General features: G+C 56.4%; 19 protein-coding genes. 5 read left to right on the forward strand and 14 right to left on the reverse strand.

The features are described from left to right. Nucleotides 1-55: 55 nt before the first annotated feature. Nucleotides 56-763 (forward strand): ORF6N domain-containing protein, encoded by a 708-nt coding sequence (locus RUA4292_RS17180; protein ID WP_058278707.1) that lies wholly within the window; start codon nt 56-58, stop codon nt 761-763. On the opposite strand, the gene RUA4292_RS17185 is transcribed toward RUA4292_RS17180, so the two are convergent. The 3 genes from RUA4292_RS17185 to RUA4292_RS17195 all read right to left on the reverse strand — a co-directional run bounded on the left by RUA4292_RS17185 (nt 760) and on the right by RUA4292_RS17195 (nt 1866). Beyond that, entirely contained in the window at nt 760-1113 is a 354-nt protein-coding gene (locus RUA4292_RS17185; protein WP_058278708.1) for an MmcQ/YjbR family DNA-binding protein, read from the reverse strand. The two genes, RUA4292_RS17180 and RUA4292_RS17185, sit on opposite strands and share 4 nt — an antisense overlap. Before the next feature lie 50 nt (nt 1114-1163). Further along, nucleotides 1164-1454: a hypothetical protein gene (locus RUA4292_RS17190; protein WP_058278709.1), complete on the reverse strand. Its 291-nt coding sequence runs from the start codon at nt 1452-1454 to the stop codon at nt 1164-1166. Between the two features lie 97 nt (nt 1455-1551). Further along, nucleotides 1552-1866 (reverse strand): excalibur calcium-binding domain-containing protein, encoded by a 315-nt coding sequence (locus tag RUA4292_RS17195; protein ID WP_370737422.1) that lies wholly within the window; start codon nt 1864-1866, stop codon nt 1552-1554. Between the two features lie 230 nt (nt 1867-2096). Here RUA4292_RS17195 and RUA4292_RS17200 point away from each other — a divergent pair, with 230 nt between their 5' ends. Beyond that, complete coding sequence (locus RUA4292_RS17200) at nt 2097-2600, forward strand: HugZ family pyridoxamine 5'-phosphate oxidase (RefSeq protein ID WP_058278711.1); 504 nt, start codon at nt 2097-2099, stop codon at nt 2598-2600. Here the strand turns inward: RUA4292_RS17200 and RUA4292_RS17205 are convergent. Continuing rightward, nucleotides 2585-2992 (reverse strand): universal stress protein, encoded by a 408-nt coding sequence (locus tag RUA4292_RS17205; RefSeq protein ID WP_058278898.1) that lies wholly within the window; start codon nt 2990-2992, stop codon nt 2585-2587. The two genes, RUA4292_RS17200 and RUA4292_RS17205, sit on opposite strands and share 16 nt — an antisense overlap. Before the next feature lie 65 nt (nt 2993-3057). After that, a complete protein-coding gene (locus tag RUA4292_RS17210; protein WP_058278712.1) occupies nt 3058-3384 on the reverse strand; it encodes an antibiotic biosynthesis monooxygenase family protein in 327 nt (108 codons plus the stop codon). Nucleotides 3385-3527: 143 nt separating this feature from the next. On the opposite strand from RUA4292_RS17210, the gene RUA4292_RS17215 reads away from it, so the two are divergent. Further along, nucleotides 3528-4190, forward strand: a complete 663-nt coding sequence (locus RUA4292_RS17215) for a hypothetical protein (protein ID WP_233493485.1) — start codon at nt 3528-3530, stop codon at nt 4188-4190. Between the two features lie 21 nt (nt 4191-4211). Here RUA4292_RS17215 and RUA4292_RS17220 read toward each other — a convergent pair whose 3' ends face one another. The 5 genes from RUA4292_RS17220 to phhA all read right to left on the reverse strand — a co-directional run bounded on the left by RUA4292_RS17220 (nt 4212) and on the right by phhA (nt 9943). Next, nucleotides 4212-6500 carry a glycosyl hydrolase family 28-related protein gene (locus RUA4292_RS17220; protein ID WP_058278714.1) on the reverse strand — a complete coding sequence of 763 codons (2289 nt, stop codon included), beginning with the start codon at nt 6498-6500 and terminating at the stop codon, nt 4212-4214. Between the two features lie 135 nt (nt 6501-6635). Further along, on the reverse strand, nt 6636-7037 hold the full coding sequence (locus tag RUA4292_RS17225; protein WP_058278715.1) for a DUF4864 domain-containing protein: 402 nt from the start codon (nt 7035-7037) through the stop codon (nt 6636-6638). 47 nt (nt 7038-7084) lie between these two features. Further along, on the reverse strand, nt 7085-8659 hold the full coding sequence (locus tag RUA4292_RS17230; protein WP_058278899.1) for a lysine--tRNA ligase: 1575 nt from the start codon (nt 8657-8659) through the stop codon (nt 7085-7087). A gap of 122 nt (nt 8660-8781) precedes the next feature. After that, entirely contained in the window at nt 8782-9135 is a 354-nt protein-coding gene (locus RUA4292_RS17235) for a 4a-hydroxytetrahydrobiopterin dehydratase (protein ID WP_058278716.1), read from the reverse strand. 7 nt (nt 9136-9142) lie between these two features. Beyond that, complete coding sequence (gene phhA / locus RUA4292_RS17240) at nt 9143-9943, reverse strand: phenylalanine 4-monooxygenase (RefSeq protein WP_058278717.1); 801 nt, start codon at nt 9941-9943, stop codon at nt 9143-9145. A 108-nt stretch (nt 9944-10051) separates the two neighbouring features. Between phhA and RUA4292_RS17245 the strand changes: the two genes are divergently transcribed. Further along, nucleotides 10052-10519, forward strand: coding sequence for an Lrp/AsnC family transcriptional regulator (locus RUA4292_RS17245; protein ID WP_058278718.1), 468 nt, complete (start codon nt 10052-10054; stop codon nt 10517-10519). Between the two features lie 81 nt (nt 10520-10600). After that, a complete protein-coding gene (locus RUA4292_RS17250) occupies nt 10601-11023 on the forward strand; it encodes a tellurite resistance TerB family protein (protein WP_058273455.1) in 423 nt (140 codons plus the stop codon). Between the two features lie 2 nt (nt 11024-11025). Here the strand turns inward: RUA4292_RS17250 and dacB are convergent, their stop codons facing one another. The 4 genes from dacB to RUA4292_RS24845 form a co-directional block, all read right to left on the reverse strand. Next, on the reverse strand, nt 11026-12504 hold the full coding sequence (dacB, locus tag RUA4292_RS17255) for a D-alanyl-D-alanine carboxypeptidase/D-alanyl-D-alanine endopeptidase (protein WP_058278719.1): 1479 nt from the start codon (nt 12502-12504) through the stop codon (nt 11026-11028). A gap of 65 nt (nt 12505-12569) precedes the next feature. Continuing rightward, nucleotides 12570-13190 (reverse strand): nicotinate-nucleotide adenylyltransferase, encoded by a 621-nt coding sequence (locus RUA4292_RS17260; protein ID WP_058278720.1) that lies wholly within the window; start codon nt 13188-13190, stop codon nt 12570-12572. Nucleotides 13191-13222: 32 nt separating this feature from the next. After that, the gene (locus tag RUA4292_RS17265; RefSeq protein ID WP_233493486.1) at nt 13223-13690 is read right to left on the reverse strand and encodes an MOSC domain-containing protein; all 468 of its coding nucleotides are present in this window, start codon (nt 13688-13690) and stop codon (nt 13223-13225) included. A 12-nt stretch (nt 13691-13702) separates the two neighbouring features. After that, complete coding sequence (locus RUA4292_RS24845; RefSeq protein ID WP_158507062.1) at nt 13703-13948, reverse strand: hypothetical protein; 246 nt, start codon at nt 13946-13948, stop codon at nt 13703-13705. Between the last annotated feature and the right edge of the window lie 215 nt (nt 13949-14163).

Consider the following 14163-nt stretch of genomic DNA (forward strand, 5'->3'; position numbering starts at 1 on the left):
CCAGCGCGCGCTGCGTCACGTTTGAAATCACAAATTGTGATTCCAAACGGCGGCCATGACGAACCCGAAAAACCTGCCCAGCACACATGAAGTCCAAAGCGCCATCCACAGGGTGCGTGGCACCCGCGTGGTGCTGGCCGAGGATCTGGCGCAGTTCTATGGGAAATCCGTCAGCGCATTCAATCAGGCCGTGTCGCGCAACACCGACCTGTTCGAGGACTACCGCTTTCAGCTGACCGATGCCGAGGTGGCGGATTTGATATCACGGAATGTGATTTCAAAGCCCAAAGGCCGCGGTGGGCGGCGGGTCAATCCGTGGGTCTATACCGATTACGGCGTGGCCATCGCCTCGACCCTGTTCAAGGACCCGCGCGCCATCAAGATCACAAGGATGATCACCGAGGCCTTTGTCGACGGCGCAAATGCGCTGGCCGAGACCCCGCGCAGCGTACCGGAAATCTTGCCGCCCGAGGACGCCCCTGCCCCGCTGCTGCCCAATGGCGATCAACTGCGTGATCTGGCCGAAAAAATCCTCGATTCCGGGCAACAGAGCCTCGTCGACTATATCGCCAACCCCACCACCAAGCGGCAACAGGCGGTGGCGATGATCATGAAAACTCTGGCTGAGACCGCAGGCGAAGAGGTGCGCACCCAGCAGGAACGCCTGCGCCTGCGCATTGCCGAGCGTCTGGCCACCGGTGACTACACGGATGACGGCGACCGAAAACAACTGCTGGAATTGCTGCAGGCGATGAAGGGCTAAACACCCAATTCCGCCCGTAATTTCTTGGTCAGCTTGGCCACGACCAACTCGTAGGACGTCACGATATGCTCGCGCAGCGACGCATCGCTCATCCCGCGTTCGTCATAGACCTGTAGCCATTTCATGCCCCGCGACGCCAGATAAGGCGCTGGGCGGATGCCGGGTTCGCTGCCCAGCACCTCAAAAGCCAGATCGGTCGCTTTGAAAGTGAAAGCATCCTTGCCGTCGTTCCAGCCACAAAGCGCAAACACCTTGCCGCCTACTTTCCACACATCTGCATTGCCCCATTGCACCACATGGCTGGTGGCTTTGAGGTTGGCACAAAAGCTGTTGAATTCATCGCGGGTCATCAGCCCAATTTTGGCGATTGGGTGTGGTTTGGCAAGCGCTGGGCGAGGTTTTATCCCTTGTCCCAGTGAACCACGACGTCATACCCCGCAGGGGATGGTGGGCCTTCCAGAAATTCGGCGAAATGGCCCCAAAGCTTGGCCACTTTGGATGCGTTTGCGTTTGATGTTTCCTTGCTTTGGACAACTGCGACAACAAATCCGGTGCCGTCCTCGTTCATGACATTGGTAAAGCTGTGCATACCTTCCATGCCCATAATCTGGTCTTTCAGTTCATTCATTTTGGCCTCGGCAGCATCCCGCATGCCAGGCTTCATTTTGAACTGCGTAATACGTGCAAACATGACTTTTCTCCCTTTCAGGGCGAAATCCCCCACTGACGGCCGAATTGGCGCGTCACGTGCACTATAGCATAGATTTGAATGTTTCGGGTCGAGGTGATCAGGGCCGGACGAACTTGGCCGTACCCACCTGCCGCTGAGGCGCCGCCGCAGCTGGTTGAGGGTCCGCAGCCGGTTGGGGGGTTGCGAACTGAGGAGCCGTCGCCCCGCAGGCAACACCATCTCCATCCGTATCGTTGCGCGCGTGATATCCCGGCTCACCGTCCCAGTACGGCCCGGGTACAAGCGCTTCGGCGGCCTGACAGCCAGCCAACGCTACCAAATGCAAAAGGGCATCGGGACTTTCGAATTCGGATGTCCGCAAAAAGACACCTACCGCGATCGCCGCGGTGGTGGCGGGCAACATGAGGATCATGAAAATGATGCGTACAGGCGACAACGCTCGTCTGCGCAGCGCATCCGCGCGCCGATGCCGCGCTGCGGCTCTTTGGTTTTTCTTATTCGAGCCCTGCTCGGAATCATTGAGAACCATATCGGAGACTTAAACCGGCTTTGCGGCAAAATCGAGACCTGTACGACCCCTCGCGCACAGGTCGCAATGCGGATAATGTTGCACCCGAATGAACGCCCAAGGCTGAGACACCAATGACCAACACCGATCCGTACCGCCCGGTTGATGACACAGCCTGCCAAATGGCCCGCAACCTGATCGAAAACGCGACGTTCGGCGCGCTGGCCGTGCTGCGCCCCGATAGTGCGTTTCCTTCTGTGTCGCGCGTAGCACTAGCAACGGATAGTCAGGGGCATCCGGTCACGTTGATCTCAACCCTGGCCGACCACACCCGGGCACTGACCACCAATTCGGCCTGCGCCCTGTTGATTGGTGAACCCGGTGATAAAGGCGATCCGTTGACGCACCCAAGGTTGACGCTACATGCCATCGCGCAGTTCGTCGTCAGAGAGACAGAGAAACACACCGCGCTGCGCGCGCGGTATGTGAGCCTTCGCCCCAAGGCCAAGCTCTATGCGGACTTCACCGATTTCGGGTTCGTCACGTTCACCATTTCCGATGCAGTTTTGAACGGCGGCTTTGGCAAGGCATGGCGCCTTGCCCCAACCGACATTTGGCCCGATCAGCGCACCACATGAACGGCGCAGGCCGCATGGCGCACGACGTGGTTGGTCGTAGAACCCAGCAACAGATCCTGCATCCCCGGACGGTGAGATGCCATGATGATCAGGTCAGGCTTATGTTCGACTGCCCAGTCAAGAATTGTCCGCCCCGAATGACCCTCGGCCAGAACACCTTTGGCGTTGGGCAGTTTTTCCGCAAGCGCGTCCAGTTCCATCTGCAGCGCCTTGCGAGCTTCGACCAGATACTCGGGCGGCATGTAAGAAATGGCATAGCTCGGAATATGCTCGACCACGTGCAGCAACGTGACCTGTGCATCCGATGTCGCCAGTATTTCGGCCAGCTTCAACGGCCCAGAGATATCCCTTTCGGCATCAAAGGAAATGGGGACAAGAATATTGTGATACATGACGCGCACCTCCGTTTTCACGCCTGAACCTTGCACCATCTCAGGCTGTTAGGCATTGATTCAGATCAGGCTCCACCAAAGGTCCCGGCCACCTCATACATCACCGGCTCAAAACTTTTGCACAGCTCGTTAATCTGCCGATTGCGGTTGCGCATTTCCGTGGTGCGCAGCATGGCCAGAAAATCCTCGCGGCGTTCCCATTGCGAATAGTTGGCGATCCGCGTCTGCGCGTCATTCACGTGCAGTCCCGCGGCGACAAATCCGGGCTGTTTCGAGATGAATTCCGCATAAGCATCCGTCAGAGCTTCCAGCAGGTCCTGGCAGGTGCCGGGCGTCATCTCAAAGGTCGTGATAACTGTCTGGACGCTGGCGTCTTTGGCAATCTTCGGCATCTGGATTCTCCTCTATCTGTTTCAAACTTAACATAGGTTTTGAAAAGGTCTTGTGTTTCCTTTGTCATTCAGCGGCATAGAGTTCCTGCGGATTTGGGTCAAATCCTAACGATCCGTTAACCATGCTGGCGGATGCTGCGCTCATGCGCCGGGTTTCAATCCTTCTGATTTTGTTGTTAGCAGCCTCACCAGCCTGGTCTGGCGCTTGGTTGCGGGACAAGGGCGCTGCTTTTGTATCGACTGCCGTAACGGCGTTTAAGGAACCGGATTACGGATACGACTACAAAGGGTCATTTTATGCCGAGTACGGGTTGCGAGAGAAGCTAACGCTTGGCCTGGACGTTGAAGAGCACCGCGACATTTATGGGCACGCTCTGGTGTTTGCCCGCTTGCCTGTCGCCGAATTCGAAAAGTCAGGGCGCTTTGCTGCCGAGATTGCAATCGGTGCCCATCATCGCCAGATGCGAGCCTGGGCCTTGTACAAAGCCACGCTCTCGTACGGCAAGGGGTTTCAGACCGGCTGGGGCAATGGCTGGATCGCCATTGACGCTGCGCTAGAATTTCGAACGCATGATGCGGTATATCGCAAGTTGGACCTTACTGCAGGCCTGTCATCCCCGCGCCTTATCAACCCCCTGCTGCAGATCGAAACCGCGTACCAAAGCGACCACCCCCTGCACTGGAGGATCAAGCCCTCGATCATGATCCGCACCAAGGACAGCCCCACCACATGGGTTCTGGGCTTGGAGCGCAATGATGCCCGCAAAAATACGGGCATCAGGCTGGCTATATGGAATACATTCTAAGACGCCCGTGATGGGGGCCGCTTAGTATTCCATTCGCATGATGGCCGACACCGACCCACTGACGGGCAAAGGCCAGCGCATTTGGATGTTGTCCTGATTTGCGCCCTGCTCTAACTCGACATAGGGCGTGGCATGAACGATCTGCCCGCCCGCATTTCTGAGCGGCCCCAACACCGTAACCGCATCGCACCCGCGTGCCTTACCGCCAAAGGGCAACCGGCCGTCAGCAGGAATAGTCCAAACCGAGGATGCCGATTGTTGCGAGCGTCGGATTCGCAACGGGTTTTCCACCTTTGCGTTGATGCCATTGAACGTGTTGTCTTCGAAAATCACGTTCAGATGCGCCGAATGGTTCAGATCGGCAAAGCTGGTATCAACGCGGTCGGCCCGGTCGATACGACCGCTGCTAGACCGGAATTTGTTCCCGGTCACGACCACGCCGTTCAGATAGTGCCCGGCCCAATGAGGTCGAATGACGATCTGACTGAACCACGGCGCGACTTCGCTGGCATAAAAGATGTTGTCCGAAATTGTCATCGAACTGAAGGAATATCCGCTTGTGTAGACCGGGTTTGCATCCCGTTCATTGGTCCATTCGACAAAGCAGTTATCGACATAATTTTCGGAAATGGTCGAGCTGTTATAGGTCCCGGTCATGATCAACCCGGCGCTGCGGATACCCTGCGGGATGCTGTCACCCTGGAAAAAGTGGTTGCCTAAGATCAGGTTGTTGGATCCGGCCAACACAGCAAAATGCAGGAACCGCACGGCGCGATTGTGCCTTAGTTTGATATCGTTTGCATTGGCATTCAACGCGATGGATTTGCGGTCAGACACGTTGAAGGATTCTTCGGTCGACAGGAACTGGCAATTGTCGATCAACATCCCCTGACATCCGGTTCCGTGCGAGCTGATGCCGCGATCTTTGGGCCGGCTGATAAAGCAATTCGTCACCGCAAAAGTACTGCCGGACGGCGCAAGTCGGATTGCGCTGCTGCGACCGTTGCACTGAAATTCGATCTCTTCCATGCCAAATTTGCGCAACGTACTGAAACCGCTGAAATCCAACAGGTATTTGAACGACTGAAACGTGAAGGTGTGCGTCCCCGCCGCATCATAAAGCGGGTCATTCAGCCTGATCTCTCCGGCACCGACATCCTTGGAGCGCACATAGATTTCACGCCCAACACCATTGCCCTGCACCAGTGCGCCAACCGGAATGTTGGCGATGTTCTCCACATTAGTCAGCTTGGTCGAATCCGCCGGGTTGTAGGTTGCGACCGAGGTGAAGGTTTCGGTATCCCAGGCCGAGCTGCTTTTGACATCGAACTGCCCGTTACGGATGATGCGCCGGGTCGAAAAACCGCCCTGCCGGTTCGGAACGGCAGCGGCCATGTCAATTGGCGCTGTAACCGAGATTTTGCGCCCGCCCATGTCGAGCGATTCATGATCCGAATTGTTCAACAACGCCTGAAACGCTTTTTTGAACGCCAGCTCCTCGTCCCCGAATGCTGCGATGTAAGCCGGAAGGTCGAAATTCTTTGTCAGCAACAACATCTTGTCGTCGGACATGATGATTGTGCCCTCGAAATCCATCTCGGACGACATCGACGTGTTCTGCGCCAGCAAATAAGTGCCTTTCGGGACATAAATCCTGCGACCGCCAGCGGCCTGGTCCGCTGCTTCGAACGCTACGGAATCGTCGACGACGCTATCGCCGATTGCACCATAGTCACGCACGTCGACAGTGCTGATCATTTCGCGCAGGAAGATACTGGTGACATCGGTAATCTCGATATCATCGACCCGAACGAGCGAACCATTGGCACCGTCGATGTTCAGACCGAAATGCCCATAAAGCGCTGCAACGCCCCAGGGCATATCGACGCCCGAGCGTTGACCATTGCATACGATCGCTGTGATTTCGTGGACGGTGCCATAGCCCGATAGCTGCGTGACCGGCCCCTGATCGACCACACCGGGTACCTGCTGGTCTCCGGCCCCGCCCGCCCAAGCCGCAATACGAACCTGCGGCAAGGGACCGCTGATCGCTTTGACCCGCGCCTTGATTTGCAAATAGCATCCCGGGATCAGGGGCGTCTGTCCCATATAGCGAAGCTGTTGCGTGGCCTGCACTTTCAGGATTTCCAGACAGCCGCCAAAATCCGGATCCGCCGGAACAAATGCCCCGTTCGGTGCGCCGTTATAGGTTGGCGAACCTGGTGTCCCGTCGCCTCTGGACCAGACGCTCAGACCATTCGCGAAAGCAGGCGGCATGAAGACAATGCCGTCGGTGATTGCCTTGTTCATAGAAATCCCTTTCCCAATTGCGCGCAGCAGGTCACTGCACGCACAAACCCAGTGTCCGGGGCTGCCCGAACGCAAAAGTCTGAGTACCGAATAGGGATTAACCGCCGCTCATATCACCGTGACGGTGGTATTTCATCAAGCGGCCGGATCTGAGTTTCCCAGAAGTTGCACACCATTGATCTTCCAGCCGTTTTCCTGCTGAATCATCTGATAATCCAAAACGTGCACTTGTCCATTGCCATCCGTGATCATGACCTTCTGCCACAATGCGCCAGCAACCTCTCGCAGTTCCAGAAAGCGAACCTCGGCAGGTCTCCAAACCATGGGATAACCATTGCGGACCATGGCTCCGAAGTTCTCGGGCGTCCCAAAAAAGTTCTGGATGTTGGGACTTGCAAAGGTAAAGGCCGTGACAAAGTCATCTGCCTTAAACGCCTGTATTTGCGCCGCAATATTTGCCTCAATCTCGGCATTTTGGGCAAACGCGCCCGAGGCCAGTCCGGCACTGAGTGATACAGCAAGTAGTAAACGACGCATGGGGCCACCTCCTGTTGAAAGGTAGCCCCATGCGGTTTCAGGTCAAATCAGGCCAGATCCCCGACCAAAGCCTTGTCGATCAGTGCGATGGTTTCGGGCACGCCGTAAAGGGCGATAAACCCGCCAAAGCGTGGACCCTGCGAGGCACCCAGCAGCACCTCATAAAGCGCAGTGAACCAGCCGCGCATCGGGTCGAACCGCTCGCGTCCGATGGAATAAACCACGGATTGTAGCGCCTCGTCCTCAACCGGACCATCATAGGCCTCAAGCGCGGCTTTCAAAGCCTCCAGCGCTTCGCGTTCCTGATCGTTCGGCGCGCGGTGCTGGCGGGTGGGTTTGACAAAATCGTTGAAGTAACGCACGGCAAAGCCCGCAGCCTGATCCAGGTCAGGATGGGTGTCGGGCGTGGCTTCGGGCGCATAGCGGCGGATAAAGCCCCACAGCGCCTCTTTGTCCTCGGCCCCGGACACAGACGCAAGGTTCAGCAGCATCGCGAATGGCACGATCAGGGTGGATTCCGGAACGTTCCCGCCGTGAATGTGCCAGACGGGATTGTTCAGCTGTGCCTTCAGACCCTGCCCAGGATACGCTCGCAATTGCTGATGATATTCATCATATGCCTTCGGGATCACATCAAAATGCATCCGCTTGGCCGTCTTGGGCTTTTGATACATGAAGTAAGTCAGGCTTTCGGTCGGCGCATAGGTCAGCCATTCGTCGATCGACACGCCATTGCCCGAAGATTTGGATATCTTCTGACCGTTTTCGTCCAGGAACAGCTCATACGAGAAATGCTCGGGCGCGCGGCCACCCAGCGCACGACAGATCGCGTCGTATATCTTTTCGTTCGTGGCGTGTTCCTTGCCGTACATCTCAAAATCAACGCCCAGCGCAGCCCAACGCGCGCCGAAATCCGGCTTCCACTGCAGCTTGACGTGGCCGCCTGTGACAGGAACGGTCCATTCCTTGCCCGTTTCATCGTCAAAGGTCACGGTATAGGTCTCTGCACAGACCCTTTTCATCGGCACATACATCACCCGCCCACTTTCGGGGTGCAATGGCAGGAATATAGAATAGGTCTGCTTACGCTCGTCGCGCAGGCTTTTGAGCATGATCGCCATGATCTCGTCGTAACGCTCAACCGCGCGTTTCAGTATCTCGTCAAACTGACCGGATTCGTAGAATTCCTTGGCCGAGTAGAACTCATACTCGAACCCAAAGGTATCAAGGAACCTTCGCAGCATCGCGTTGTTATGTTCGCCAAAGCTGTCATGCGTGCCAAACGGATCCGGCACCGAGGTCAACGGACGCTGCAAGTGCTGTTCTAGAATCTCGGGGTTTGGCACATTGGTTGGCACCTTGCGCATGCCGTCCAAATCATCCGAGAAACAGATCAGCTTCGTCGGGATGTCCGACAGCGCCTCGAATGCACGTTTGACCATCGTGGTCCGCGCAACTTCGCCAAACGTGCCGATATGCGGCAGACCCGAGGGGCCATAACCTGTTTCAAACAGCACGTATCCCTTTTCCGGAGCGCCTTTCTGATAGCGTTTGAGCAACCGGCGCGCCTCTTCGAAAGGCCAGGCCTTGGACGACATTGCGGTTTCACGCAGTTCAGGCATCAGATTTGCTCCATCGGGGAAAAACAGTGCCAGTCGCCCCATGCAACCGACCGACCCCTCCTATTGTGCCGGTGCAGCATGAGTCAATAAAGCGCGCTGTTTTTCCTGATGGAAAGGCCGATTTAGGCGGTCAACTGATCCAGTTTCGCAGCCCAGATAAAATCGTTCTCACTCAGACCATCTATTTCGTGGGTCGTTAGTTTGACTTCCACGTAACCCCACCCGAAGCTGACATCAGGATGATGTCCTTGCTGATCAGCAAGCCACGCGCAGAGATTTGCTAGATAGGTTGCCTTGGCAAAACCCTTGAACTTAAAATGCCTGCTCAGCATCTTTGCATCTGCATCCAACTGCCAATCAGCAGAAAGCCCGGCCATGTGGGTGTCGGCCTCATCGCGCGTCAAAGCTGGGACACCGCCGGAACAGGGTACGCAGGTGCGATCTGAGAGGCTGCAGGTTTCTCCTGTTAGTGACATGATCCGTTCACTCCGCTGCGGTTGCTTTTTCCGGAAACTTGTTCGGCAGCAATCCAAGGGATTGAGCCTTGCGCACGTCCTGCAACAGGTCGCGCTCGGCAGCTGCAAACAACTCCTCGGGTGAGTTTAACACGAAATAGCCCATTTGGTGCATGTCGATCCGATAGGGGGTGCGCAGGATTGTTGTAACGTCGAACGGGTCCCGATCGGGGATGTCGCTCTCGACGGCGTAGACAAGCTCGGTCGGCGAAGATGCAAGCCCTGAGCCCAGCGCCTTGATTTGACCGTCCTGACGGCGCAGTCCAAATTCGATTGAGAACCAGTACAGCCGGATCAGCCAAGAGTAATCTTTGTCGCTAGCCTGTACCCCGGCCTTCCCAATGGCATGACTGAAAGCCGCAAAGCGGGGATCGCTCAGCAGGGGCGTATGACCGAATATCTCATGAAAGATGTCAGGTTCTTCGATATAGTCGAAATCTTCGCGTGAGCGGATAAAGGATGCGGCGGGAAAGACCCTGTCCGCCAGCATGCCAAAAAAAGTCTTGAACCCGATCAGCGCAGGCACCGGTTGGACCCGCCAACCGGTCATATCCAGAAGCCGTTCAGAGATATCGGCACAAGACGGCACAGCGGTTTTTGGCAGGTCCAGTCTTTTCAACCCGTCCAGATAGTCCCGCGCCATATAGCGCTGAACATTTTCCTCTTGGGCTACGTAAAGGTCGGCCCAAACCGCATCCTCTTCTGATTTGTACGCGATATGGCCACGCGCATCGGCGATCTTGGCGAGATATTTGGTCGACTTGGGCATCACTTTTCCTCCTTGCGAAAATTTTACCCTCGTGATTTGAGGAAATTGGTTTAAAATAGCAGGTAAATGTGAAAATTTTGACAAACATGTATCATTGACTGACAATTCATGAAACAAACACTTCAATCTGCCGACATCGCTATTTTGCAAGAGCTTCAAATGGACGGCCGTCAATCCATGCAGGACCTTGCGGATCGCACGGGGTTATCCGCTTCGCAGTGCTGGCGGCGTGTGCGCGACCTTGAGGCCGCTGGTATTATTTCCGGCTATACCGCGCAGGTACGCGCCAAGTCTGTTGGGTTGAACGCCATAGCCTACGTTCACGTGGCTTTGCGCGAGCATCAGGAGGACAGCATCAACGCGTTCCTGCGCCTGATTGAAACCGAACCTCAGATCGTCGAGTGCGCCTCAATCACCGGGGATCACGATTTTATACTGAAAGTCTATGCCAAGACGCCGGAAGAGCTTGAGCACTTCATTATGCAGCGACTTTTGAAATCCGGCCTTGTGCGCGACACACGCAGCAATTTTGTACTGCGGCAAACCAAAACGCGCGGTCCTTTGCCCATTCTCTAGCCTCGCCGAAGCGAAACCCGTTGAACCTGCCCGCTTGCCCACCTATCGTGCTGACGCAGAAAGCCTAATCAGGACGACACCATGACCGAACAAGTACCCCACCCAATGTCCCCTCAGGATTGCCTTGTTGCGATCATGGTTGCGATCTCTGCGTCTGATGAAACCATCCGCACCGCTGAGCTGGTTAAGATCGAAGGCGCGGTCAACATGCTGCCGGTTTTTGCCGAGTATGACATCGACCGAACCCGCCGCGTTTCGCAAACTGTGTTTGACCTGTTTGAACAAGAGGACGGGCTGGACGCCCTGTTCGGCCTGATCCGCGACAATCTGCCCGAACGGCTGAACGAAACTGCCTATGCACTGGCCTGTGATGTGGCCGCCGCCGACGGCTCGCTGGCGGAATCCGAGCTGCGCCTGCTTGAAGAAATTCGTTACGAGCTGAGCATTGATCGCCTGCATGCCGCCGCGATCGAACGCGGTGCGCGGGCACGTCACACCACCTGATCTTAGCTTCTGGCCATAGACCCCCAGCGCTCGATCAGAGCGCGCTGGAGTTTGCGCGAGCGATTGTTCCAGCTTCGCGCGCCTTTCGGTCGTTCGCGCTGCGCGCGCGGGATCGTGGCCCGATGGTCGACATCGGCGGTGAAAATGGCAAAGGCCAATTCGGAGCCGTCCGGCGTTGTGATGAAGCCGCCAAGACCAGAAACAAAATTCAGCGTACCGGTCTTGGCATCGACCTTGATCGGGTGATCTTTGACAGGCCGTCCCTGACTGTCCGCAAGGGTGAATTTTTTCAGCAATGGTTTCAATGCGCCCGCCTGTTTCGCCGCGACCAGTGCTGTCACCAAAGCGCCCGGTGCCATTCGGGACGCATCGCTTAGACCCGAGTGGTCCACCATTGCGATCCCCGTCACGCCAAATTTCTCGGTTGCCCAACGGTTCATCTCGGCCGCAGAATCCGCCAAGGTTTGCAGATTTGCACCGCGCGCTTGCGAGGCCGCCATACCAACCATCTCAGCCGTCAGGTTGGTCGAGTACTTCAACATGCCGCGCAAGATACTGTCCAGCGGATCACTGTGATGCACCACAAGCAGGGTTCCATGCGGGGCTTCGCGCATGACCTGTACGCGACCCAACTGGATCCCATTCGCGCGTGCCAGCGTCCTGAACACATCCCCCGCATAAAGCGCAGGCTTGCGCACTGGCAACCACCGTGCCCCACCAGTCCCAAGCGCCCCTTGCGCCACGGTCCAGCGGTCCTGCCGCGCGCTGGATTCATAGGTGTAGATAGGCGCTTTTCGTTTCTCAATCTGCATAGAGGCCACATCGACCGACGGTTTATACCGCGCGCTGCGCGCATCCATGGATACGTCATAACGGGTACCATCACGTTTCCACTCAAAGTGCACCCGGTTGAAATTCAACGATATGCCACTGATGGAAGGGCTATAGCCCAGATGATCCGGCTGCCCCGGATCGATGCTGAACACATAAGGCAGCGCCCCCTCATAAACCTTGAACGCACCCTGAACCTCGGAAATCCCAGCCTCACGCAAATTCGCCGCCATATTGGCCAACGCATCGGTGTCCAGCAGCGGGTCGCCACCTCCCATAAGGATCAAGTCACCTTTCAGGATACCATTTTCGATCGGTCCATCCGCCATCAGGGCGGTCTCGAACCGGTAGTCCGACCCCAAGACATCCAACGCATAAAGAGCTGTCAGCGCCTTGGCAACGCTTGCCGGCGGCAGCCCCTGATTGCCACTGTACTCTTCCAGCTGCGTGCCCGTTGTTGCATCCGCCACCGCGAACACCACCTCACCACGCAACCCGGCCGCTTGGACAAGCCGCTCGACCCCGGTCGGTACGTCGCCGCGCAATTGAGGGCGCAACGAGACCAAAGGCGCCTCGGCCAGCACAGCAGAGGGGATCAAAGCCGCCCCCAGCCCTGCTAAAAATCCACGTCGAGAAAATCGATCAGTCATAAGTCGAATAAAATCTCACAGATTAAATGCGCACAACCACAGATATGGATTATGCGCGCATGGGGCTATTCCGGCAACACCCCAGCGCCCCAGCCACCGCGCTCCCGGATTTGGCTCGAACTGACATCGACCATCGGTACGTTCACGAAACACCACGCGGGCGCATCGGAGCGGCCCAGCAGACGCCGCGCCTGCCCATCTATGCGGTACTTGGCGTAAAGCCGCGCAGCAGGGGACATTCGCGCAGAAATCCGGTCGCCGGGGCGCGCAATCACACCGACAGGCACGCTGTCCATGATCAACCGCCAATTCTTCCACTTATGGAACTGCGCCAGATTATCCGCGCCCATGATCCAGACAAACCGCACTTTGGGATAAAGACGCCGCAGTTCGGCCAACGTTTCCGCTGTTGCGCGCGTCCTGGTGAGCGTCTCGATATCCGTCACCTCAACCCCAGGGTGTTGCATCAGCCCGCGCGCCGCCGCCATTCGCTGCGCAAGCGGCGCAGGCCCCCGCGCCTTCAAAGGGTTGCCCGGAGACACCAGCCACCACACCCGATCCAGTCCAAACGCCTTCATCGCCTCAAGCGTGACATGCACATGCCCCTGGTGCGGCGGGTCAAACGACCCTCCGAACAGCCCAATGACCTGCCCGGGCCGCGCGTATGGAATACTAAAACGATCCATGCCTTGCTGATGTTCAGAACTGGTCAACGTTGTCAATCAATCGGTCGAACCTCATCGCCCAACGTGACCTGCCCCGGCCGCATCATCTCGGCGCACCACCCACCATGCCCCCGCACAGCGGAATAGCCGCCTTTGCCCAGCGCCTCCTCCATCCGGCTGCACGGCGCGCAGATAATGGTAAAACGCAGAACGGCCTCGCCTACCTGCACCTCACGCCCCTTGAGCGCCGCCAGATTGATCCCTGACACCACCAGATTGCGACGCAGGATGTCCGGATTAACCGGCCCCTGCCCAAGATATGACCCAATCGCCACCAGATGCTCCTGCTGGATCAGCGTCACCGCCCGCTTGCCTGCGCGGCCCCGGTCGCCATCAAGCCCATTGGTGGAGATCATGCCCTCCTCAACCGCGAACATCTCCGCACGACGCTCAGGTCGCAGACCGATCCAGCCAATACGGCCAGGTTTGCACCAGTTGGATATCAATACACTCAGGGACAAATAACCTCCGGTTTATCCGTTCATACATGTTTTGAATTCGGCGGATTCAGCAATCTCTTTCAGCGGCAAAAACGGAACGTCACTTTCGACAATACATTTAACATGAAGCTTGGAATCCGCTGACTGCTGCTTCCATTCAATCTGAGGATAATTAACGCTCTTTGGCAATTCCACCTTCGGTTCGATGAAAAATTCCAAGTATGCCAAATAGACTTGAGCTCTGATCTCATCACCAGTCAAAGCTACATATTTAAGCATCTGGTGCAAAAGTGACTTTTTGAGCTGTTGGCAGTCTTCGGTCAGTGCGAACTTTTCCTCGATATTTGCAAGTGATTGAAAGAACTTAAAGGCAACATAGTACCTTATAACGTGATCTGACCTATTCGAAACACTAAGCATAGTCAAAATACCTGCAGAAGCAAAATCATCCCCTTCGATTTAAGACGTCGACATCTGCGCCACATTGTATGTTG

Origin of the sequence: Ruegeria atlantica (assembly GCF_001458195.1) — a bacterium.
Taxonomy (GTDB): domain Bacteria; phylum Pseudomonadota; class Alphaproteobacteria; order Rhodobacterales; family Rhodobacteraceae; genus Ruegeria; species Ruegeria atlantica.